The organism is Chryseobacterium carnipullorum (assembly GCF_900142785.1).
Taxonomy (GTDB): Bacteria; Bacteroidota; Bacteroidia; order Flavobacteriales; family Weeksellaceae; genus Chryseobacterium; species Chryseobacterium carnipullorum.
In genome coordinates, this window is sequence record NZ_FRCD01000015.1 from 66,833 (window position 1) to 88,296 (window position 21,464).

Genomic DNA, 21,464 nt, shown 5'->3' on the forward strand with positions numbered 1-21,464 from the left:
TTCTTCAATTGAATTTACTCTATTCAAGCACTCATCCATTACAGACAAACATTTATGAAACCACCCTACAAGATAAAACTGGGACTTTTACTTTTCACACTAGGTTTTCTAGGAATTTTATCTCTTTTAACCATGGAGATTCCCATTATAGAGAAACTAAAAACTGACATGGCAGAGGTCTTCACTCCCTTTCAGTTCAAATTGCTGGTCCTGCTTAACCCTACTATTTTATTGATTATTTTTACAGTCATTGGAACTTTAGCTTATGATAAGGTTGGATTTAAACTGCCTGTCTTTGAATATTTAACCCGAAAGAGTAAAGTTTCTGTTGATTATAAAAATATATTGAAATTTGGACTTCTTGGAGGAATACTAAGTGGATCGTTATTATCTTTTATTTCATGGATCTTTAATTCTGACATTCCCCAAGCGTTAAAAAACTTTACGCCTAACCTATTAAACAGATTTCTTTATGGAGGAATAACTGAAGAAATCGTCATACGTTTTGGATTAATGACTCTTTTCGTGTGGCTATTTCACTGGATTTTCAAGACCAAAAATGCGATGATTTATTGGGTTGGAATTTTACTTTCATCCCTGTTATTCGGGCTTGGGCATTTACCGATCGTGAATGGTTTGGTTGAAAATCCTTCTTTTAGTCTCATCCTCTATATTATTTTAGGAAATTCAGTGGGTGGAATTATATTCGGATGGCTATACTGGAAAAAAGGACTTGAGTCAGCCATGATTGCCCATATCGTCACTCATATCATATTTCTGATCACCGGAGTCTGAAAATAATGGAATAAGAATTTTTTACAGGGGAAAACATTTCATCAATCATAACGATTCAAATCTTTAGAAACATTAATTGTCAAATACAAGAAAACCCCATCAAAAAACGGAACAAAAATCTGAATTGAAAACTCACTGATTTAATTTTGTTTTTTGTAATTTCACAGCAGTAAAAAAGCTGCTTTGAGCAGCTTTTTTACTATCGAAACTATAACAACAGAAAACACTAATGACAGAGAAATTTCCGGTAATCCACAGTACCCTTTCACCAAAAGAACTCAACAATCTTATTCAACAACAATATCATCTGAGTAACCTTACCGAATGTAAGTTATTCCGGGCTGCCATGAACCATCTTTATATCGTTACAGATGGAGAAGAAAAATATGTGTTCCGGGTGTACACTTTTGACTGGAGAACATCATCAGAAATAGAAGAAGAATTAAGACTTTTAACTCATTTAAAAGAAAATGGCGGATCCGTAGCCTATCCCATTGCAGACCAATCCAATCAATATATACAGGAAATAAACGCGCCCGAGGGAAAAAGATTCGGGGTATTATTTTCGTATGCAAAGGGAACAAAGACTGCAAAATTTTCAAGCCAGGCCAGTTTTGTCATAGGTCAGGCATTAGCAAAAGTTCACCAGTCGACAGAGAATTTTGCACTCCACAGAATCACCTACAATACCCAGAGTTTACTTTCAGATTCTCTTTTAAGAACCAAAATGTTTTTCAAAAGCACGACGGATGACCTTCTTTTTTTAGAAAGGCTATCCGATTTCTTAACTGAAAAATTTGACAATGCAGACCGGCAATCCATGAGATACGGAGCCATACATCTTGACGTTTGGTTTGACAATATGCATATTGATCATGAAAAAGAGGTAACTTTTTTTGACTTCGATTTTTGTGGAAACGGCTTTTTATGTCTTGACATTTCCTACTTTTTATATCAGTTATTTTCCACCAACATCAATGAAAACGACTATCGGATCAAAGCAGAAAGCTTTTTAAAAGGGTACGAAACAATCAGTGAAATAAGCAAAGAAGAAAAAGATTTTTTACCTTTCGCCTGTTTAGCCATCATGAATTATTACATCAGTATTCAATGTGACAGATTTGAGTACTGGACGAATATTTTCCTGAATGAAGACCATTTAAAAAGAATGATAGGAAATCTGAAACGCTGGATGGCGTACCATAAAATCGAAATTGAATAATATAAAAACAGAGAAACAACCATAGGTACAGCGACTACAATACAATCTGCAAACATGACAAAAAATTACTTCCTCCCTTTTTTTATTCTATTTCTATTCAACCTGAGCTATGGACAGGCTCCCCCATTACCACCAACTCCTCAGGAAGTAAAAGATTTTAAAGCCAATGGAAACTCTGCAGTTAAAGTAATAGAAGTTAAAGCTAAAAGCAATAATAAAGCGGAAACTCCCAAAAATACCATTCCAAAATTCAGGATATCCGTAAAGGAGTCCACCGATAAAAATTCCATTTATTATTTCAAAAATATTGAAACTCAAATAGCAAAACTGGATACCCTTTTGTCTGAGGAACAAATCATCAGCCTTACCCAATACAAAATATATACAAATGCAATACACCCAAAGGATCTGGACAGTTTAGCCAATAAGGCTTATCAGCTCAACGAGAAAAAAAACTATTCTGAGGCTATTGAAACCGCAAAAAAAATACTTATTCAAAGCCCCAACAACATCACCGCCCACAAAGAAATGGCCTACGCCTACAAGCGGCTTGATCAGAATGATCTATCTAAACTCCATTTTTCAATGATGGTGAAAATAATCAATTCGGTTCTAAAATATGGAGATGGAAGCCGCCAGACTCCGTATATCCTCAATAATTTTTTTGAAGGGCTCTCAATCTATGAAGCAAAATTCGGATGCTTTCCCAAAAAGGTAACGTTACTTTTGACTACCGAAAAAAAACTTTTAGGCGGCTACGATTGTTTCCACATCATGCGTTTTTCAGATTTGACGCACTGGCTGCCCTCATTGGAAGAAGAAGATTATACAACAGAACAGTAAAACAAATATGCCCTTATCCAATAACACCCGATCTGCCACACTCTAAAAATTAAATTAAATTAAATTAAATTGAAGAAACTAATAAGCCTTATCGCTCTGATTTTAATCTGTATCAATGGATATTCACAAAATACCTACGTCTTTTTTGGATCATTCAACCGGGATAAAAACACCGAAGGGATTTACGTTTATAAGCTGGATACTGTCAAAGGTAAATTATCCAAGGTAACATCGGTTAAAGGAATTTTAAACCCCTCATTTCTTACTTTATCGCCCAATGGAAAATATGTATTGGCCTGTACAGAAAGTAAAACGCCTAATGCAGGAAGTGTGAGCAGTTTTAAATTCAACCCGAAAGATGAGACGCTTACTTTTATAAACAGTCAGAAAAGTGGGGGCGAAAATCCTGTGTATGTGACGGTTCATCAAAATGGCAAATGGGTGGTAAATGCCAATTACACAGAAGGAAGTGCTTCCGTATATCCTCTTTCTGAAGATGGAACCCTACATCCTGCGGTACAGAATTTTCAGTTTTCGGAAGGAAGTATCAATGAAGACAGGCAGGACAGATCGCATGTTCATGCCGCAGTTTTTTCACCTGACTTTACTCATCTATTCTTACCGGATCTCGGAGCAGATAAAATAAGATCTTATACGTTTGACACTGATAAAGCAGAACCTATGCAGGCAGCTCAACCCCCGTATATTCCCACCACTTTAGGAGGTGGACCAAGGCATTTCACCTTTCATCCCAATGGAAAATTTGCGTATTGTATCGAGGAATTATCCGGAACGGTCAATGCTTACCAATATGAAAACTCTAATTTGAAAAGTATTCAAAGAATCAATACACATACAGACGAGAACAAAGACAACTTTGAAAGTTCGGATATTCACATTTCGCCCGACGGACGCTTTTTATATGCCTCCAATCGGGGCGCTGAAAATAATATCGCCATTTTCTCCATTCTTGAAGACGGAACGTTAAAAAATGTCGGATACCAGTCGATTTTGGGGAAACACGCAAGAGTATTTGACATCGATGAGTCCGGAAAGTTTTTAATTATAGCCAACGGCGGGAGTGGAACTATTGTTGTATTCAAACGGGATGCAAAAACCGGTTTGTTAAAAAAAACCGGGAGAAAAGTGAAAATTAAAAGTGCTTCTTGTGTAAAGATCAGAAAGTACTCGTCTACTTAAATATTCATCCCATCGATATAAGTGAAGATGACCCGAATAGATAAAGCTGACTTTCTGGAATTGGAATTATCCAATGGATTATTTAATTTTGATATGATCCGCAGGACGAAACTAAAATAAAAAACCAATTCCTATGACTGAAAAATTCAAAAAAATATCAGACACTTTTTTTACGGTTTTAGGAATAGTCGTAGCTGGAGGAGGAATACTGTTTGTTGTCTTTATAGAAAACCCTGTAAGGTATTTTTTTTATGCTTTATTTCTCGTAATTGTCACTAATTTTAAGAGCTTCCGGAATTTCAGAAATGATTTTAAAAAAGTGGTCAGTAATTCCCTGATTGCAACAGGGGTGGTTTATCTTGCTTTAATTACTGTATTATCTCTTTCTCCGTTTCTGAAAATCCTGGAGTTTAAATGGTCTCATCCCGATTGGAAACCGGCGAATGCCCTAATGATACAACCATTTACTTCCTGGGACAACGGTTACAAACGAAAAGGAAATTCCTACGTCACAATTGATTACCAATATCAGTTTAACGGAACAACGTATAAAAATTCAGAGCCTGAAGCTTTGTACAGATATTATCCCTTTTGGAACGGGAAAAAAAGTCAGGAGCTGGTCAACGAATTTTCAAAATCAGTTTCAGAGAAAATACAGAAAAAGGATTATCTTATTCTCACCCATCCTCACCATCCTGAAAAAAGTAAACTGTTTTTATCCGCAGATTTATTTTATTTTCAGGGGTCATTATTTTATGATGCCGTGACGGGTCTGGTCGGATTTATTCTGATCTTTTTAGGAATTATCGGAGCTATTTTTCTGTGGTCATTGAAGAAGAAGCACAAGTAGAAAATGATCCTGATCAATGCTGAAAAAATCAACCACATACCTAGTCTAATCATTATTTTTTGATAATTTTGATCGTATTATGACAACCGTTGAAGAACTTTATAAAACATTAGACCAACGCAGACGTCCGGAAGACGTCGCGGAAATGATTATTGAGTTATTAGAAGATAAGATTTCTAAACATGAACACACCATTTTGGAGAAAGCCGCTCAGGGTTCTCTGAAAAGAAGTGTGTTTGGGTACACTTCAATGCTGGAAACGTTCGGCCAGGCCATCGGCGCAGAAAAACAGATTCATAAAGCGATTGAAATTTTCAGAATCAGTGAAGGAGAAAAAACAGATTATAACAATGCTGAAAATATTGAAGCCTTTTTAAATCAAATATCACCTCTGATTCAAAAATCTGTAGGACAGAATGATTTCAGATCGGACAGACTTAATAAAATTCAAAGAAAAGAAGCCGGACTGGATCTTTCCAAAAGAAATTACAACAAAAAATGGCGTCTTTTAAAACGAATTGAAAAAAGACTGTCCCAATTTATTCATGAATCTCAAAAGATTGAATTTCAGAAAATTGCAAAACACGGACTTTCACACACGATTCATCCGGAAGATTTCACTGAAGATCTCAATACAGCATGTTTCATTGCCTATTTCAATGCGAGAAGCGGCCTTAGAAGTACCTTTACCAATCAAAGTCAGGAAAGACCGTTTGATGAAATATGTGAGGTCCTGTTCAACCGATGCAAAGAAACTCCGGAAAAAACCAATTGGCTTGCGGTCTCCTATATCTACACCAGCGAGGAAGTTTTGCAACATCTGACCGATGAACAGAAAGGAGCTCTGCTGGGCAGATGGACCGATATCCTTCAGGAGATTGCAGCGTTTCTTGGAGAACTCTGGGATCAAAACGACATCAACAGGAAAACAATGGCTGTAAAAGCGGGCAACGACTCTACAACATGGAATAATACTGCAGGAGCCTGGAATAAAGCAAGAGATAGCTGGATGAACCTGATCTATGCTTTGGGAATGGAATATATTCTTGAAGATATCAGTTTTGGAAAAGTCATGCGACTGATGGCAGCAGATGTCATCGCATGGCATCTGTCAGGCGGCGGAAAACTGGATCCCAATACAGAAGTCTGGAATAGATTACCTTTGCCCTGGGAAGTCTTTCAGGAAAAAGAATTCTGCAATAAAAAAATGATTGTTGAGGCTTGCAGAAAAGCAGATATTGATCCTGAAAAATCAGGCTGGATTGCCCCGCGGACTCATCAGGTAAGCCCATTTAAACCTACCCCAGAGCTCGTACACGGAGTTACCGTTTCCAATCCGTTCCTGGCTTCGGTTTTAAGAAAAAATAAATATTTCTCAGGCAAGATCTGAAAAATAATACCGTAAGGATAGGTTAGTTCAGTGGTAGAATTCCCGGCTCTTCACCCGGGTTGACGCAGGTTCGAGCCCTGCACCTATCCAACTTCTGATATAGCTCAGTGGCAGAGCACCCGGCTCTTGGACCGGGAGGACACAGGTTCGAGCCCTGTTATCAGAACATCAATAAATGTTTAGCATAAATTACTCATGATCCTATGAAAGAAAATAAATACGACAATTTATCCTTTTTCGAACAGTATGAAAAAATGCTTCGCTCCCAAAAAGGATTGGAAGGAGCAGGGGAATGGCCTGCGCTGAAAAAAATGCTGCCGGATTTTAAAGGAAAAAATGTTCTTGATCTGGGATGCGGTTTCGGCTGGCATTGCCGTTATGCTATAGAACACGGAGCAAAATCTGTTATCGGAGCAGATCTTTCAGCAAAGATGCTTGAAAAAGCCAAAGAGATCAACCAACTTGAGGGTATTGAATATGTACAGGAAGCGCTTGAACACCTCCATTATCCTTCGGGAAAATTTGATATGATCCTGAGCTCTCTGACTTTTCATTATATAGAATCATTTGATGCCATGGCTCAAAACATTTACAATTGGCTTCAACCTCAAGGACATTTCATATTTTCTGTTGAACATCCTGTTTTTACGGCACAAGGAACGCAGGACTGGGTGTATGATGAAAATAAACAAAAACTACATTGGCCGGTTGATCTTTATTTCACACAAGGAAAAAGGGACACTACATTTTTAGGAGAAAATGTCATAAAATACCATCGAACATTGACAACTTACCTGAACACTTTGTTAAAACTGGGATTTAAAATCAATGAAATAATAGAGCCGGAACCCAGCGAAGACCTGTTGAAACAATTTGATGAAATGAAAGATGAGTTACGCCGTCCCATGATGCTGTTAATCTCAGCAGAAAAATAACAGAGCGTAATTTAGAAACCGATATCATTTGGAATAAAATAAGCCAAAAAATCTCATCATGAATATTACGTGTGATCTATGTAAAGAAACATTTACAGCATCCCCGGATCAAATGGCGTTCATCTCTTATTCACAGAAAAAAGGGATGCGCTTTATCATGCTGGAATGCCTTTCCTGTTGCAGCAGTTTTTCATTGAATCCGATGACGATGGAGCAACCCATTCCAAAAAAAACAGCAGATGAAGACGGGCTGAGATGTCCATGCAATAGCTGTTACGGGCTGCTTTCTTATGTCGATGATTCAAAACCCTTCTGGGGATGTGGTGAATGCGGAACAGTATGGTTCTCCAAAGCAGATTTATTTCAGTCCATCACCAACAGCATTGAAAAATACCCTTACCGGGCAAAAGTCTACACAAAAAAAGGAAATAATTTCCATCCTGTTCCGTTAGAAAATGAACCTGAAAATTACGAAGACGTCGTCGCTCAGGAAAAAACAGACTCTAAATGATGTTAAAACTATAAAAATCAAAATATAATCATGTTACTAGCCATCCTGCTTCCCTTCCTGTCTTTCATGTTCAGAGGGAAAATTTTAACCGGAATCATCTGTTTAATTTTACAAATTACAGTCATCGGCTGGCTTCCTGCTGCTATCTGGGCTGTTTTATCTTTAAACAACGCAAGAGCGGACCGTCGCAATGATAAACTGATCAGAGCTATGAAAGAAAATCAAAGATAAAATGGGGCTGTTATGCTCTACCAAAAATAATAAAATGATCAAATCGGTCATTTTTTTTATCAATCACTATAAAGTATAACATAGTAATAGTAATTAATTATATCTTTGTATTACAAATTAATAATAATGATAACTAAAAAACTTTTAACAGCCTTTCTATTTTTGCTATTTTATTATCAAAACACTAAGGCTCAGACCTATGAAAAGAAAATAGACAGTCTTATACTAACCGGATTTGGCAATCAAAATGAACCCGGTGGCGCATTTCTGGTATCAAAAAACGGAAAGACCATTTATCGCAAAGCTTTTGGAAAAGCCAATCTGGAGCTGGATGCCAACATGACCCCAGACCATGTTTTCCAGATCGGATCCATGACCAAGCAATTTACTGCTGTAGCGATTTTGATGCTTGAACAGCAGGGGAAATTAAATGTCGGTGATGCCATTTCAAAGTATATCAAAGACTACCCTTCCGGTGACAAAATCACCATCCATCATCTGTTGACCCACACTTCCGGAATTAAAGATTTTACAAAAATGAAATCTTTATCCACGATTGCACAGAAAGAAATGAAGCCCGAAATGATGGTTGATTTCTTTAAAAACGAACCTGTAGATTTTGCTCCCGGAGAAAAATTTGACTATAATAACTCGGGATATGTCGTATTAGGCTATATTATTGAACTGGTTTCAGGGCAGAACTACGAAGATTTTATTAAAAAGAATATTTTCGAAAAAGCAGGTATGAGTCATTCTTACTATGCTACCGACCGACAGCTTATTCCTAAAAGAGCTTACGGCTATCATCAGAAAGACCATGGATTTGTCAATAAAACCGTAATCAGTTTCAGTGTTCCTTTCTCCTCCGGTTCCCTGATGTCTACAGTAGACGATATGCTGAAATGGCAGCAGGCTTTAAACCGGAATATCCTCCTCAATACAGCTGAAACAAAAAAAGCTTTTCAGAAATATAAGCTGAACAGTGGCGAAGAATTTACCTATGGTTACGGATGGCACCTTAAAGATATCAACGGAACTCCGGACAGGGAACATGGCGGAAGTATTTTCGGGTTTAAAAGTATGGGGGTGTATATTCCTTCTGAAGATATTTACGTTATAGGATTCAGTAACTGTGATTGTCATTCACCGACGGAGATCACAAGAAACATCGCAAAAATTACGTTGCAGTCGGTAAAAAAATAATCAAATAAATGAAGATTACAACACCCAAAGGAAGGATTATTGAATTTCAACAAAGTACAGAAAACTGGCAAAGCCATGAGTATATCACGGATCATCACGGAGTACAAAGTAAAATTCCCGTTTTCATATTTGAAGACCTTTTTTACCGGGAATATTCTGAAACCATGGACTTTGAAAACGATCTCCGGCAGTTGATTGATTTTTATCTGGACCATCAGGAGAAGATCCTTTCTCAGACAAGAATGGCGGTTGATCCTATGATTGTTCATAATCATGACATGGGCAAAGATGAAGTGAATTATATCATCAATCATATTGAAATTACGGGTCTTAGCCGATATGAATTTAAAATTGATTTTGTATTCCTGTACGGCTATGTTTACTACAATATCTCTTACTTGTTTCTGTCACCTGAGGATTTTATCATCACCAAAATAGAGCGTAGCTACAATTATTAGATATTTTTAAAACAAATAAGAGAATCAATACGATCTTATCCATAAGTTTTACGCCAGTGTACTGATCAGAAAAACAATATAAATTTGTCCTCAGAATGATGAATTAGTATATTTACTGTCCAAAATTAATATGAAAAAGACTTCCCAAATCTTATTATTGCTGATCAGCAGTTTTGTATTTCCACAGAAACAGTTTACGATTGAATTGACAGCTCCCGCATTTGAAAAAGATTCTCTGCTTTTAGTTCCTCCTTCCAGCTCCAGAAATATCCTGTCGCTTTACAACCTGAACGTTCAACCTGATAAAAGTGTATCCTCAATCGCAAACGCCAAAGGAGCCCTCATAAGAATTCAACCTCAAAATACAATCAGTGGGACAATTCCCTGTCCTTTGCCTATGATGTTCATGGCACCAAAGGAAGACGGCAAAAGTTTCAGTCAGTCAAAACTGTTTTTTATTGAAGAAGGTCTTTTAAAAATCAAGATTAATGATCAGGACTTATCATTGGTTTTGTCGGGAGATGCGTCAGTCAATAATGACTATAATACGTTGAAAGAATATTTATTGGAGGCAGACGGAAAACTGAAACCATTCGAAAAAAATGATCCTGCAGATATAGAAAGCAAAGGGAAACTCCTTCAGGCCTATATCAAAAAACATCCCGGATCATACCCTGCTTTTTGGGAAATCGTCAATGATCTTTCAAAATACGGTTTTTATAAAATTTATCTCAATAATCTTCCGTTATTTTCAAACAAGGTAAAAACTTCATCCTGTTTTAAAAACTTCGAAAAGATTCTTTCGCTGGAAAATTCAACTGACGTAGGAGGAAGTTTCCCGGAGATAAATTTTGGTTCTGAAGGTAAAATCACAAAAGCAGGATTCGCAGATTATAAAATCACGCTCGTCGACTATTGGTCTACTGCATGCAAACCGTGTATTCAGGAACTCCCTGAACTTGTTAAAATGTACGAGAAATACAAAGATAAAGGCATGAATTTCATCAGCATTGCTGACGACAGAACCCAGCAGAGAATCGATCTGGGGCATAAAATATTCAAAGAAAATAAAGTTCTCTGGAAAAATTATTTCGACATCAATAAAGAATTTCCCAGAAAACTCAACGCCGCGGGTTATCCACTCTTTATACTTGTGGACCGCAACGGAAAGATTATTTCAAGAGAACTGGGCGGACAGGAAAATTTAGAAACCATAATAAAGCAGTATTTAAAATAATTAAAGCTGAAAGGTTTTTCGTTTTCCCGAAGGAAGTATACTTTCAGAAACTTTTAGAATCGAAAATAAAACCATAAACAGACAAACCATATTGATGACCAAAGCTGCTGAGAAAGCCGCATGATAGTCCTGCAGCGAAGGTTTTAATCCAAGGAAATAATAGAAAACACTGCCTACCACAATAATTCCTAAGATCGCAGCCACCTGCTGAAAAGTATTATACACTCCGGAAGCATTTCCTGCAAGTTTTTGTGGAAGTCCAGACAGCGCAATGGTAGCCAGTGACGGAATAATAGAACCGACCCCCAATCCATGAAAAAACAGGAGCAGACAAAGAATGAAAAAAGGAGTTTCCCTGTCAAATAAAAGAATCTGCAAAATAAGAACAGTCATGATCAGGACCAGTCCGGTCACTAAAAACTTTTTCCCATATCTTAAAATAAATTTCGCCGAAAATAAAGAAGCCAGGATAAAACCGACTCCCTGAAAAACAATAATTTCTCCTGCATTCAGCGAACCTATCTGCAGCCCGTCCTGGAAAAATAATGACAGGATATAGAAGTAAGAATCCAGCATGATGAAGAAAAAGGAAACTGCCAGAATTCCCAGATTAAAATTTTTGTAGCTGAATAAGGTGAAATCAATCAGATAAGATTTCCCCCGTTTTAACCTCATCTTTTGAATGGCGACAAAAAAGAGTAAAATAACAATCGAAAATATAAGCAATACTATACTCCCGATCTGAATTCCCTGATGTTCAGACAGGGTAAGCGCATAAGTAAAACAGAAAAGTCCCGAAGCTAAAATAATGACGCCAAAGAAATCAAAGGTACTTTTCTCAGCATTAGTTTTAGATTCAGTCAAGATGGCATTGCTAAACCATAAAGCCAGCAGACAGACCGGAATATTGATCAGAAAAATCAGTCTCCAGGATTCTTCCATCAGTGTCATTGAGGAAAAGTAACCGCCAAGAAACTGTCCCAAAATAGTGCCCAGACCAATTGTTATTCCGTACCAACCCATAGCTTTCGTTCTTTCTTCATGACCTGCAAATAAAATCTGTATCATCGAAAGGACCTGCGGAGACATAAGCGCCGCACTGATCCCCTGAATAAACCGAGAGATGACAAGCAGAGCTGCACCGGATGAAACTCCGCAAGCTACCGAACTCAACATAAAAAATACCAGCCCGATCATAAAGATCTTTTTTCGTCCGTACATATCCCCTAACCTTCCGCCTGTAATAAGAAATGAAGCAAAACCAATCAGGTAAGATGCAATCATCAGTTGCATTTCTCCATGGGAAGCATGAAGATCACGCTGAATAGATGGAATGGATACATTGATGATGAAAATATCCATAATCGTCAGGAGCTGACCGGACAATATCACCATCAATTTCAGATTTTTAGAATTCATTTTTATATAGATATATCTATTTATAATTAAGAAAAAAATTTAAGGCAACTGGGCCTCAATTATTTGTTGAATAGCGTTAAAAGAATCGGTATTTTTATCAATTGTGGAAGTCACTACCGCTCCCTCTATCAGCAGGAAGATACTTTCTGTGATTAAATCAGCATTCAGGTCTTTTTTATTCTCTGCATATCCGCCCACCAGTGTTCTGATCATTTCTTTCTGCTTACCCTTATGCTTTTTTGCAAAATCAGAAACAACCGGACTGCTGTCTCCCAATTCAGCAATAATCTTAATGAAATGACAGCCTGCAAACTTTGAGGATTTCTGTAATTTTTTACGGTAATCTATCAAAGAGAGGATTTTCTTTTTGGGTTCAGAAATTTGTGCGGTATGGTCTTCAAAACCCTTGAACCATTCCAACTCTTCCTTGATGAGGTATGCCTGAAGAAGATCATTTTTCGAAGTGAAATGATTGTACAGCGATCCTATGGCAATATCCGCTTCAGCAATAATCTGATTAATTCCGGTGGAATTGAAACCCTGTCTGTAAAACAAATCTGAAGCTACCCTGATAATTCTTTCCTTTACTTTTTCTTTTTTCATCACGAAAATTTTTACAAATCTACGTTAAAAATAGATAAGTCTATCTATTTTTTAATTAAATGAAGAATCGTTTAGTTTAGTCGCTTAAAAAAACAAGTAAGAACCCTATCAAAATATTGCTTCCCTATTTATTTTTACTCCTCATATTAGTACCTTGCAGTCAGTCAAAAAAAGAAATGATGCAACAATCCAATCCGGTCGTCTACTTTGAAATTCCAGTCACTGATATGAAACGTGCCGAGCAGTTTTATACTTCTGTTTTTAATTTCCGTTTTGAACAGGAGAATGTTGATGGCTATGAAATGTCGCTATTTCCATTTGAAGAAAAAAAGAGTGGAATTACGGGAGCTCTGGCCAAAGGTGATGTATACCAACCGACAAGGGATGGTGTTATTATTTATTTTAAAACAGAAAGTATCGAAGAATCCCTGACCAGAGTGCTGAAGAACGGCGGGAAGATCCTTTATCCAAAAAAGACCAATGAACAGTACGGATTTGCGGTCGCTGAATTTGAAGACTCCGAAGGGAACAGAATGGCTCTTCATGAAACCCTTAAGAAATAATTAATCATTGGCTGCATAACATTTTCAGTTATAATGCCTACATATTTCGTATCTTTAGTTACCACATTACAAAAAAAATCATGTGGTACAAAGCAATGGCAGAAGAACTGTATTTCATCAAAACCAATCCGAATATTGCTAAAATCAATTTGTACAATAAGCTATGCCGTGAAGAGGAAGAAATCATCAGATTTCTTCATGATGATGCTAAGGTAAGTCTTGAAATCATTAAAAATAAAATCAAAGATTCCATAGACCAGCTTTCCAAAGAAGAACTTACAAGTCTTTTTACCTGGTTTACCAATGCCTATCCCAAGGACAGTGAAGAAGCCAGAACCCAGCTTTTCATTCATGGAATTGATGTTTTCTATGAAATTCCGAAAAAAGAAAATGTACAATCGTTTCAGGATCTTCTTTCGGATTATGAAAATTATTCTAAACAGAATCTGGATTTTATGGTGGATGCTCGGCACTTCAACCAGTTTCTGGTGTATGGTCTGTTTTTTACGGACATCGCGCTGGAAAAAAAAGGAAGCTGTACTGTCCTTTCCCATTATTTAAAAAAGGATTATCCCGCTTTGTATGCTCTTGCAGAAGATCAATTCCGTACAAAAGGTTCTGAATATAATAATCTTGATCTGCAGCATTATTTCGGGGAACTTTACGATCTTACGAAATACTATAAAGGATCTGTCATCAAGCTTCATATTTCATAAAAAAGGCTTTTTCAAGCCCCTGGAATACTTTTATTCTTCATCAGATAATCCAATGCTTCCTTTACCGCCAGCTCACGAGCTTTAGGATTGAATCCCAATTCGTTCCGGGCTTTGGAAATGTCAAAATTCTGCTGCAGTCCGGAAAACATCGCAATATCTTTTCTGGTCAGCAAAGGAGGTTTTCCATTGAGTTTAGCTGTCAGTTCCATCATCCCTGCAATGGCGTATAACACTACTTTAGGAACAGAATTAGGCACTTTCAAATTCAGTTCGGGATAAAGTTTAGCGGCTAAAGCGGTGGTATCTGTGATCGTCATGCATGATAGAATATTTTTCGGATATCTTACAAAATTAAACAAAAGAGAAACTGATGTGATGACAACCTGTTTAAATATTTTTTTACCTGTTTATGTAATGTCACCGCATGATGAGGTGTTATGTATAAAAAGCGAATCATGAACCGAAAGATTATACTTCTTTTAAGCCTTGTCTCATCCTCTTATTTTTTTGCACAAAGCATTGAAGGAACTGTCACCGACCTGCAAAACAAACCCTCACCTGAAACCGAGGTACTGATCATCAAAGCAGACACAAAATTTTCTGCAATCACAGATGAGAACGGAATGTTTAAAATTCCATTAAAAGAAGACGGAAACTATATTCTTGAAATTATCAGAGACGGTGTAAAAACCAATAGCGAAAATATAACGGTAAAAGGAAATTCAAAAAAAAATATTAAGCTCAAAGAAGTCCCTGTAGAGAAAAAAATAGAAGGGGTAACACTAACCGCAAGGAAAAAACTGTTTGAAAGAAAAGTAGACCGGTTGGTTTTCAATGTAGAAAATTCTGTAGCTTCTCAGGGAATTGATGCTGTGGAAGCTCTTGCCAAGACTCCCATGGTACGCGCTACAGATGATGCCATCAGTATTGCCGGAAAAAGTAATGTCGCTGTGATGATCAACGACAGACTGCTGAACCTGAACGGACAGGAGCTTATCAACTATCTGAAAACGATCCGTTCTGATGATATTCTTAAAATAGAAGTGATTACAACACCCCCTGCAAAATACGAAGCAGAAGGAAAAAGCGGCCTGATTAATATTATCCTGAAGAAAAATACAAATCTGGGCTGGAATGGTTCCCTACAGACTTCAGGAAGTTATTATGGCGGAAGACCAGCAACCTCTACACGAAGCGGTACTACTTTTAACTATCAGGGCGATGAACTGTCCGTTACCGGAAACCTTTCTATAGGGGACAATTACTGGGAAAACCGTTCTTATAATTATCTTACCGGAACTACAGACAACAATTACTGGAAAACCAACAGTATCAGCAGCAACAATTACCGTTATAAAGGCGGTGGGCTAAAGGGAGAATATAAAATCAATGACAAAAATCTGGTAGGAATCAATTACAATTATTCATTCAGTAATCCATTGGAACAGGGCGAAAGCAAGGCCAATATCTTTGATAAGGATGGTTATCTGGATGTTTTCTCGGATTACAGCAACAGAAACCGCAGAAATGTTCACAATGCATCGGCATTTTATGATGTCAAACTGGATTCTTCGGGAAGTAAGCTGAGCCTGACGGCGAATGTGATGCTCAACAACTCCAATGCGAGAAATTTCTATAATACCATTACTTCTGATGAGGTTTCTACTTTTGCGAATCCAATCAGTAAATACAGGATCTATTCCGGTCAGGCAGATCTGGAGAAAACTTTTGGAAAGGTTAAAACAGAGGCCGGCTTGAAGTATACAAAGATCAAAAACGACTCAGAGTTTAATTTTTTCAATATAGAAGATGATCAGTATATTCTTAATATGAAAAGAACCAATACTTTCTTCTACAACGAGCAGAATTATGCGGCCTACGCCTCAGCCAGCTTTAAGATCAATGATAAACTGGACGCAAAAGCAGGAATTCGCTATGAATATACTACCCTGGAGGGAATTTCCATGAACGATGATTCTTCGGCTAAAATTAAATATGGAAAACTATTCCCGACCGCCTACATAAGCTATAAGCCCAACGAAAATAATGCGTTCTCACTGAACTATTCAAGAAGAATTTCACGTCCCTATTTTGGAAACCTGAATCCGTTTAAGTTCTATGTTTCGGAATTTGAATACAGTACAGGGAATCCGTATCTACTGCCTTCGTTCTCTGATAATTTTGAGTTCGGCTACGTTTTGAATAATAATTTCAATGTCACTCTGTATTATAACTACAATAAAGACAACTGGGACAGAATTCAGGTCGTGGAAGGCAAATCAAAATACAGCATCGTTAAAAACTTCTACAATCAGGATCAGGCCGGAATCAATATCAGTTATAATTACAACAAGCTGAAGTGGATGGAATCCAATATTTTTGTGAATGGATACTACGCCAAGACAAAATCTTATGATCCTACTGCAGTAGCCGCTGCTGCAGGATACAGTGCCAACTTTAATGTTGACAATAATTTCTTCCTGAATAAAAGCAAAACGCTTACTTTAATGCTTGGGCTTTGGAGCAATCTTCCGAACAGGGACGGAAATACGTATTATTATGCCAATGCTTCGGTGTATACAGGAATGAAACTGAACCTGATGGAGAAGAAGCTTCTGATCAATCTTTATGTCAATGATCTTCTGAATACCAATCGTAACAAAGGGATAGAATATTACCCGAATTATGATGTAGAATATTTCAACAAAGGGATCACGCGAAATATTTATCTTTCTGTAACGTATAAATTCGGAAACAATAATGTGAAGGGAGCTACGAAGGAAGTTAAGTTCGAGGAATCCAGCAGAGCAGGCGGAGGAAATTAAACTTTATTTTATAATTTAGAAGCAGATAAGTTTGACCATGCTGCTACAAAAAATACTGACCGGCAGTTTCCTGATATGTACAGGATTTCTGCTGGTCTCTTGCTTTAAAGAAAAAGAATATAAGCCCAATTTTTTCAACGGGGAATGGCTTTCAGATTCATTAGTTACTAAAGAAAATGACCATTGGCGGGAATTTTTATATTTTCAGAATGGGTATGCAGCACGTACTACCTTTTGGGGTAAACAATATTTACTTAATAAAAATCTCAGAGTAAGGGATTTAAAATTATATGATCGTGGCAAGGCATTATTCCATATTAAGGTGATCGATTCTAATAGAATCGTAGTGGAAGGAAAAGGGTATTACGGAAGTTTTTTCCGGGATAATTTTCAAATTGGTGATATAAAAAAAGCAATATTCCAGGCAGAAGAAACTGAAAAGCAAAGGAAAAGATTACTTGGAGACTGGAATATGATCAGTTTTAAAACAATTCCCTTATCAAATTCCCTGGAAAATAAAATAATGGCCGGGTATCTACAGGATGAAGAAATCATTGATATTCCTTTAAAGAAGATCAGTTCACTAAATTTTAATTATACTACATTTTCAATTCACACTGCAGCAAAAATTTCAACCTTTGAGTATAGTGCAGAACCGGATGAAATAAAATTCGATTCAGGAGATGCTTTTTATTCATTTAAATATTATTTTCAAAAGGATCAGCTCATTATTAATTATTCAAAAACATTGGGCTTTCTACATATCCTCACATTTGAAAAAGTTCACTAATTTGATTCTAAGAAAATAATAGACCACACCTCCTACCAGATAAGCCACCATATCTAAAATATCACCTGTAAATCTTTCCGAAAGCATAGGACAGACCACTTCAAAAAGCATAGACAAATAGAGTACAGAGTTCAAAATAAATTTAAAATCAGGCTTCCAATGATATCCCAAGACCTCATTCATCAGATGTTCTATCAGATAAGTGTACATCGGAACAGTGATGAGATCTGTAAAATAATTACTCATCACAGGAATAAAAATCCCACTTTTTCTAAGAAAAATGATCAGAGCCCAGACCGCCAGTCCCAGCAAAAACCAATATGAAATTTTATTTTTCATCACATATGAAGGATTGCCATAATAAATCCGATAATGATCTGCAGTATTTTCACCAAGGTTTCATGTACCCTTTCTTCTTTTATGGAATCTCTGTTTTCAGCAGTTTCGTAATTGAACATTTTTTTTCCTTCCATCCTGATTGATTTTCTGATGCAAATATATTAAAAATTAGAACATTTGTTCTAATTTTGAAATATGATTTAAAGTCTCTTATATTTGATGCATGAAAACCAAGGATAAAATATTATCAAAAGCATTGGAGTTATTTAATGAAAAAGGCTACAATACGATCACAACAAGACATATTGCAGCGGATCTGAATATCAGTGCGGGAAATCTTCATTATCATTTTAAATATTCAGAAGATATTATTAAGATCCTTTTTTCTGAACTGATCCTAAAAATGGACATTTTACTAAATAATCTCCAGAAAATAGAAAACAAAACGCTGGAAGATCTGTATCATTTTACCTTTTCAACCTATGATGTTTTTTATTCTTTCCGTTTTATTTTCATGAACTTTTTTGATATCCTAAAAAATATCCCGGTCATAGAATCACAGTATGAATCCATCAATATCACCAGAAAGGATGAATTTCAGATTATTTTCAAAGGTTTTCAGAAAAACAATATTTTCAGAGATGATGTTCCCGATTTTATTCTGAAAAGCCTTACTACACAGATATTCATCATTGCAGACAACTGGATCATTCACAACAGTCTTGCTTTTAAGATGAACAAAGATGAGGCAGTAAAACACTATGCTTTGATACAGATGAATCTTTTTTATCCCTTACTTACCGTGGAGCAGCAGAAACTGTATGAAGAAAAATACATTCTTGAATCATGATCATCAGAAAAGGAAATATCAGTGACTTGCCGGAAATGCGCAGCCTTTTTACAGAGACCATCACCGCTGTATGTACAAAAGATTATGACACAGATCAGATCGATGCCTGGAAATCCGGTGCGGAAAATGAGGAAAGATGGATGCAGGTGATAGACAAACAGTTTGTCATTGTAGCCAAAGTCAACGGACAGATGGCTGGATTCTGTACCCTTGACCGGGGAAATTATATTGATCTGCTTTTCGTTCACAAAGATTTTCAGCATCAGGGAATTGCCCTGAAAATGTATACCTTTATTGAACAGGAAGCGATACTCCGGAAACAAAAAATATTGACTGCCGATGTAAGCAAAACAGCAAAACCTTTCTTTGAAAAGATGGGTTTTAAAATGATCAGGGAACAAACCGTTGATGTAAAAGGAATGGGTCTTACCAACTATAAAATGGAGAAAGAGTTAAATTAACCTGAGTTTGGGATAAGAAAATTAAGCGTTTTTGGAGGATTTTGAATCTAATTATCCGCCACTAAATCACCAGTAATTTGCGAAGCAAAATTCACCATTGACTTATAAAAAATCTTTGTCATGCAGGAATCACAACCGGAATATCACCAGCTTAAAATATCAGTTCCCCAAGAATTTGAAACCGTCTTTACGCATTTTTATTTCGCAGAAAACAAATCTTCCTGTGCAGTAACCAAAACCCTGCTTCCTTCCTACCAGACGATTATGCTTTTTTGCTTCGGAACCAACGCCTGTATGACCACTCAGGAAAACACCAGTGTTGAAGTGGAACAATGTGTCGTTTTAGGCCCGGTACGGCAAGCTTTTGACTATACCTTGCCAGCAGGAAGTTCCATTCTGGTCGCCAATTTCAAAAACGATGCATTTTACCGTTTCTTTGGAAAAGCTATGATTTCCCACCAGGGAACTCACCCGGATGAACTTTTAAAGGAGAACTGTTTCACGGAACTCTGGCATCAGCTCTCAAAATTCCCGTCGTCACAGGAAAAAACCAATCATATTCTTGAATTCTGCCGTCCTTACGTTCAGGAACAGGATGAAACAAGCCGATTGCTGAGTAATTTCGAAAACCTCAGCCTGAATCCTGTTAAAACTATTGCAGAACAAACCCATCAGAGTGAAAGAAATATTCAGCTCAAGCAGAAAGAACAATTCGGGTATTCATATAAAGAACTTGCCCGTTACAGTCGTTTTCTAAAGGCTATTACCCTTATTGAAAAAGAACTTGAAAGAGGCAAAAAAGTAGAATGGTTTACTGTTATTGATGAATGTGGCTATTATGACCAGAGCCAGCTTATCCATGATTTCAAACATTTCATCAGTATTTCTCCTTCCCAGTACATCAAGTTCCAGAAGGATATCTGCCGTTCCGGATCAGACTAACTGCACTTCGTTTTCTTACAATTTTTGTCATTTCCGCTGCTCTACATTTGTCTTATTAATTTAAATAATAAAACGATGAGACATTTAATCATTTACGCCCATCCTAATGAAAACAGCCTGAATAACCATCTGCTTCAAACCGTTATCGAAAGTCTGGAAAAAGACAATCACGAAACAGAAATAAGAGATCTGAACAAAATTGGCTTTGATCCGGTCTTTTCACTTGAAGATATGCAGGGACAATTGACCGGACGGCTTTCAGAAGATGTAAAAACAGAACAGCATTATATTTTATGGGCAGAACAAATTACTTTTATTTATCCTATTTGGTGGACGGGAATGCCTGCGATTATGAAAGGGTACATCGACCGCGTTTTCAGCTATGGTTTTGCCTACCGCTATGACCACGGGGTACAAAAAGGGCTTTTGAAAGGTAAAAAAGCAGTCATTATCAATACTCACGGGAAATCTCACGAGGAATATGAACGTATGGGAATGGATAAAGCACTTACCCTTACTTCAGACAACGGAATTTTTCTCTACAGCGGTTTTGAAATCATTCAGCATTTCTTTTTTGATAAAGCTGATAAAGCTTCTCCTGAGGAAGTGGAAATATGGAAAGAGCAGATCAGAAATACCTATTCACAACCCGTTTCTAACCTTTAAACTCATCAATAATGGAAAAATTAGCAGCAAAACAGACCGTCGATCCTCTATTATTCAGAACTTATAAGCTGACCAAAAAAATCATCAAATACGGTTTATTTATAACTATTCTTTATTTTGCCTGTAAGGGATTTATGGCATGGAATTAGCTGCAAAAGCGATAAGTAAAATTGTTTTGAAACCTCTATTTTAAACCATTGGGATTCATAAACTGTTAAAGAACAGTAAGTTTTTTATAAATCTTAACTGATATGGAACTTTACAGCGGGTCTTAATGGTTTAAATATTGGACCAACATTAAAAAGCTTTTATACTTGCATTATCAATGAAACATTTAAACAGCATATTGCGTCTTCCTTTTTTCAGTGAGTATTACTCCCCGGATCAACGTTCGGGAAGACTTTCTATATCTGTA

The 21,464-nt window shown here is 36.8% G+C and carries 26 protein-coding genes and 2 tRNA genes; 23 read left to right on the top strand and 5 right to left on the bottom strand.

What is annotated here, in order from left to right:
- The first annotated feature begins 54 nt into the window (after positions 1–54).
- From BUC06_RS16635 to BUC06_RS16700, 14 genes are all read left to right on the top strand, one after another.
- Entirely contained in the window at positions 55–795 is a 741-nt protein-coding gene (locus BUC06_RS16635) for a CPBP family glutamic-type intramembrane protease (RefSeq protein ID WP_073335148.1), read from the top strand.
- Positions 796–1,024: 229 nt separating this feature from the next.
- Positions 1,025–2,017, top strand: a complete 993-nt coding sequence (locus BUC06_RS16640; protein WP_073335149.1) for a phosphotransferase — start codon at positions 1,025–1,027, stop codon at positions 2,015–2,017.
- A gap of 54 nt (positions 2,018–2,071) precedes the next feature.
- On the top strand, positions 2,072–2,860 hold the full coding sequence (locus BUC06_RS16645; protein WP_073335150.1) for a DUF4919 domain-containing protein: 789 nt from the start codon (positions 2,072–2,074) through the stop codon (positions 2,858–2,860).
- Positions 2,861–2,929: 69 nt separating this feature from the next.
- Positions 2,930–4,060 (top strand): lactonase family protein, encoded by a 1,131-nt coding sequence (locus BUC06_RS16650; RefSeq protein WP_228423786.1) that lies wholly within the window; start codon positions 2,930–2,932, stop codon positions 4,058–4,060.
- A gap of 133 nt (positions 4,061–4,193) precedes the next feature.
- Positions 4,194–4,910: a hypothetical protein gene (locus BUC06_RS16655; RefSeq protein WP_073335152.1), complete on the top strand. Its 717-nt coding sequence runs from the start codon at positions 4,194–4,196 to the stop codon at positions 4,908–4,910.
- Between the two features lie 79 nt (positions 4,911–4,989).
- Complete coding sequence (locus tag BUC06_RS16660; RefSeq protein WP_073335153.1) at positions 4,990–6,300, top strand: hypothetical protein; 1,311 nt, start codon at positions 4,990–4,992, stop codon at positions 6,298–6,300.
- A 15-nt stretch (positions 6,301–6,315) separates the two neighbouring features.
- A tRNA-Lys gene (locus BUC06_RS16665) sits at positions 6,316–6,390 on the top strand.
- A 3-nt stretch (positions 6,391–6,393) separates the two neighbouring features.
- Positions 6,394–6,466, top strand: a tRNA-Lys gene (locus tag BUC06_RS16670).
- A 37-nt stretch (positions 6,467–6,503) separates the two neighbouring features.
- Positions 6,504–7,235, top strand: coding sequence for a class I SAM-dependent methyltransferase (locus tag BUC06_RS16675; protein WP_073335154.1), 732 nt, complete (start codon positions 6,504–6,506; stop codon positions 7,233–7,235).
- Positions 7,236–7,293: 58 nt separating this feature from the next.
- Positions 7,294–7,746: a hypothetical protein gene (locus BUC06_RS16680; RefSeq protein ID WP_073335155.1), complete on the top strand. Its 453-nt coding sequence runs from the start codon at positions 7,294–7,296 to the stop codon at positions 7,744–7,746.
- A 30-nt stretch (positions 7,747–7,776) separates the two neighbouring features.
- A complete protein-coding gene (locus BUC06_RS16685; RefSeq protein ID WP_228423788.1) occupies positions 7,777–7,977 on the top strand; it encodes a YqaE/Pmp3 family membrane protein in 201 nt (66 codons plus the stop codon).
- A 126-nt stretch (positions 7,978–8,103) separates the two neighbouring features.
- A complete protein-coding gene (locus BUC06_RS16690) occupies positions 8,104–9,180 on the top strand; it encodes a serine hydrolase domain-containing protein (RefSeq protein ID WP_073335157.1) in 1,077 nt (358 codons plus the stop codon).
- A gap of 8 nt (positions 9,181–9,188) precedes the next feature.
- Positions 9,189–9,638: a hypothetical protein gene (locus BUC06_RS16695; RefSeq protein ID WP_073335158.1), complete on the top strand. Its 450-nt coding sequence runs from the start codon at positions 9,189–9,191 to the stop codon at positions 9,636–9,638.
- Positions 9,639–9,768: 130 nt separating this feature from the next.
- Positions 9,769–10,875, top strand: a complete 1,107-nt coding sequence (locus tag BUC06_RS16700) for a TlpA family protein disulfide reductase (RefSeq protein WP_073335159.1) — start codon at positions 9,769–9,771, stop codon at positions 10,873–10,875.
- Here BUC06_RS16700 and BUC06_RS16705 read toward each other — a convergent pair whose 3' ends face one another.
- Positions 10,876–12,294, bottom strand: coding sequence for an MFS transporter (locus tag BUC06_RS16705; RefSeq protein WP_073335160.1), 1,419 nt, complete (start codon positions 12,292–12,294; stop codon positions 10,876–10,878). It abuts the gene before it with no gap.
- Positions 12,295–12,333: 39 nt separating this feature from the next.
- Positions 12,334–12,897, bottom strand: a complete 564-nt coding sequence (locus BUC06_RS16710) for a TetR/AcrR family transcriptional regulator (protein ID WP_073335161.1) — start codon at positions 12,895–12,897, stop codon at positions 12,334–12,336.
- A 176-nt stretch (positions 12,898–13,073) separates the two neighbouring features.
- On the opposite strand from BUC06_RS16710, the gene BUC06_RS16715 reads away from it, so the two are divergent.
- Complete coding sequence (locus BUC06_RS16715; protein WP_228423790.1) at positions 13,074–13,460, top strand: VOC family protein; 387 nt, start codon at positions 13,074–13,076, stop codon at positions 13,458–13,460.
- 80 nt (positions 13,461–13,540) lie between these two features.
- On the top strand, positions 13,541–14,176 hold the full coding sequence (locus BUC06_RS16720; RefSeq protein WP_228423792.1) for a hypothetical protein: 636 nt from the start codon (positions 13,541–13,543) through the stop codon (positions 14,174–14,176).
- 11 nt (positions 14,177–14,187) lie between these two features.
- Here the strand turns inward: BUC06_RS16720 and BUC06_RS16725 are convergent, their stop codons facing one another.
- Complete coding sequence (locus BUC06_RS16725) at positions 14,188–14,493, bottom strand: Rossmann-fold NAD(P)-binding domain-containing protein (protein WP_228423794.1); 306 nt, start codon at positions 14,491–14,493, stop codon at positions 14,188–14,190.
- 138 nt (positions 14,494–14,631) lie between these two features.
- On the opposite strand from BUC06_RS16725, the gene BUC06_RS16730 reads away from it, so the two are divergent.
- Together BUC06_RS16730 and BUC06_RS16735 are read left to right on the top strand one after the other, a co-directional pair.
- Positions 14,632–17,001 carry an outer membrane beta-barrel family protein gene (locus BUC06_RS16730; protein WP_073335234.1) on the top strand — a complete coding sequence of 790 codons (2,370 nt, stop codon included), beginning with the start codon at positions 14,632–14,634 and terminating at the stop codon, positions 16,999–17,001.
- A 37-nt stretch (positions 17,002–17,038) separates the two neighbouring features.
- A complete protein-coding gene (locus tag BUC06_RS16735) occupies positions 17,039–17,791 on the top strand; it encodes a hypothetical protein (protein WP_073335163.1) in 753 nt (250 codons plus the stop codon).
- Here BUC06_RS16735 and BUC06_RS16740 read toward each other — a convergent pair.
- Positions 17,759–18,130 carry a hypothetical protein gene (locus BUC06_RS16740; RefSeq protein WP_073335164.1) on the bottom strand — a complete coding sequence of 124 codons (372 nt, stop codon included), beginning with the start codon at positions 18,128–18,130 and terminating at the stop codon, positions 17,759–17,761. The genes BUC06_RS16735 and BUC06_RS16740 overlap by 33 nt on opposite strands.
- Positions 18,130–18,264 carry a hypothetical protein gene (locus BUC06_RS24320; RefSeq protein ID WP_262487927.1) on the bottom strand — a complete coding sequence of 45 codons (135 nt, stop codon included), beginning with the start codon at positions 18,262–18,264 and terminating at the stop codon, positions 18,130–18,132. The genes BUC06_RS16740 and BUC06_RS24320 overlap by 1 nt, the downstream gene beginning before the upstream one ends.
- Before the next feature lie 89 nt (positions 18,265–18,353).
- Between BUC06_RS24320 and BUC06_RS16745 the strand changes: the two genes are divergently transcribed.
- The 5 genes from BUC06_RS16745 (at position 18,354) to BUC06_RS23880 (ending at position 21,198) form a co-directional block, all read left to right on the top strand.
- Entirely contained in the window at positions 18,354–18,980 is a 627-nt protein-coding gene (locus BUC06_RS16745; RefSeq protein ID WP_073335165.1) for a TetR/AcrR family transcriptional regulator, read from the top strand.
- Positions 18,977–19,441 carry a GNAT family N-acetyltransferase gene (locus tag BUC06_RS16750; RefSeq protein WP_073335166.1) on the top strand — a complete coding sequence of 155 codons (465 nt, stop codon included), beginning with the start codon at positions 18,977–18,979 and terminating at the stop codon, positions 19,439–19,441. Before BUC06_RS16745 ends, BUC06_RS16750 begins: the two co-directional genes overlap by 4 nt.
- Before the next feature lie 120 nt (positions 19,442–19,561).
- Entirely contained in the window at positions 19,562–20,383 is an 822-nt protein-coding gene (locus BUC06_RS16755; RefSeq protein WP_073335167.1) for a helix-turn-helix domain-containing protein, read from the top strand.
- Positions 20,384–20,458: 75 nt separating this feature from the next.
- Positions 20,459–21,049 carry an NAD(P)H-dependent oxidoreductase gene (locus tag BUC06_RS16760; RefSeq protein ID WP_073335168.1) on the top strand — a complete coding sequence of 197 codons (591 nt, stop codon included), beginning with the start codon at positions 20,459–20,461 and terminating at the stop codon, positions 21,047–21,049.
- 11 nt (positions 21,050–21,060) lie between these two features.
- Positions 21,061–21,198, top strand: a complete 138-nt coding sequence (locus tag BUC06_RS23880) for a hypothetical protein (protein WP_167367432.1) — start codon at positions 21,061–21,063, stop codon at positions 21,196–21,198.
- Positions 21,199–21,464: the final 266 nt, after the last annotated feature.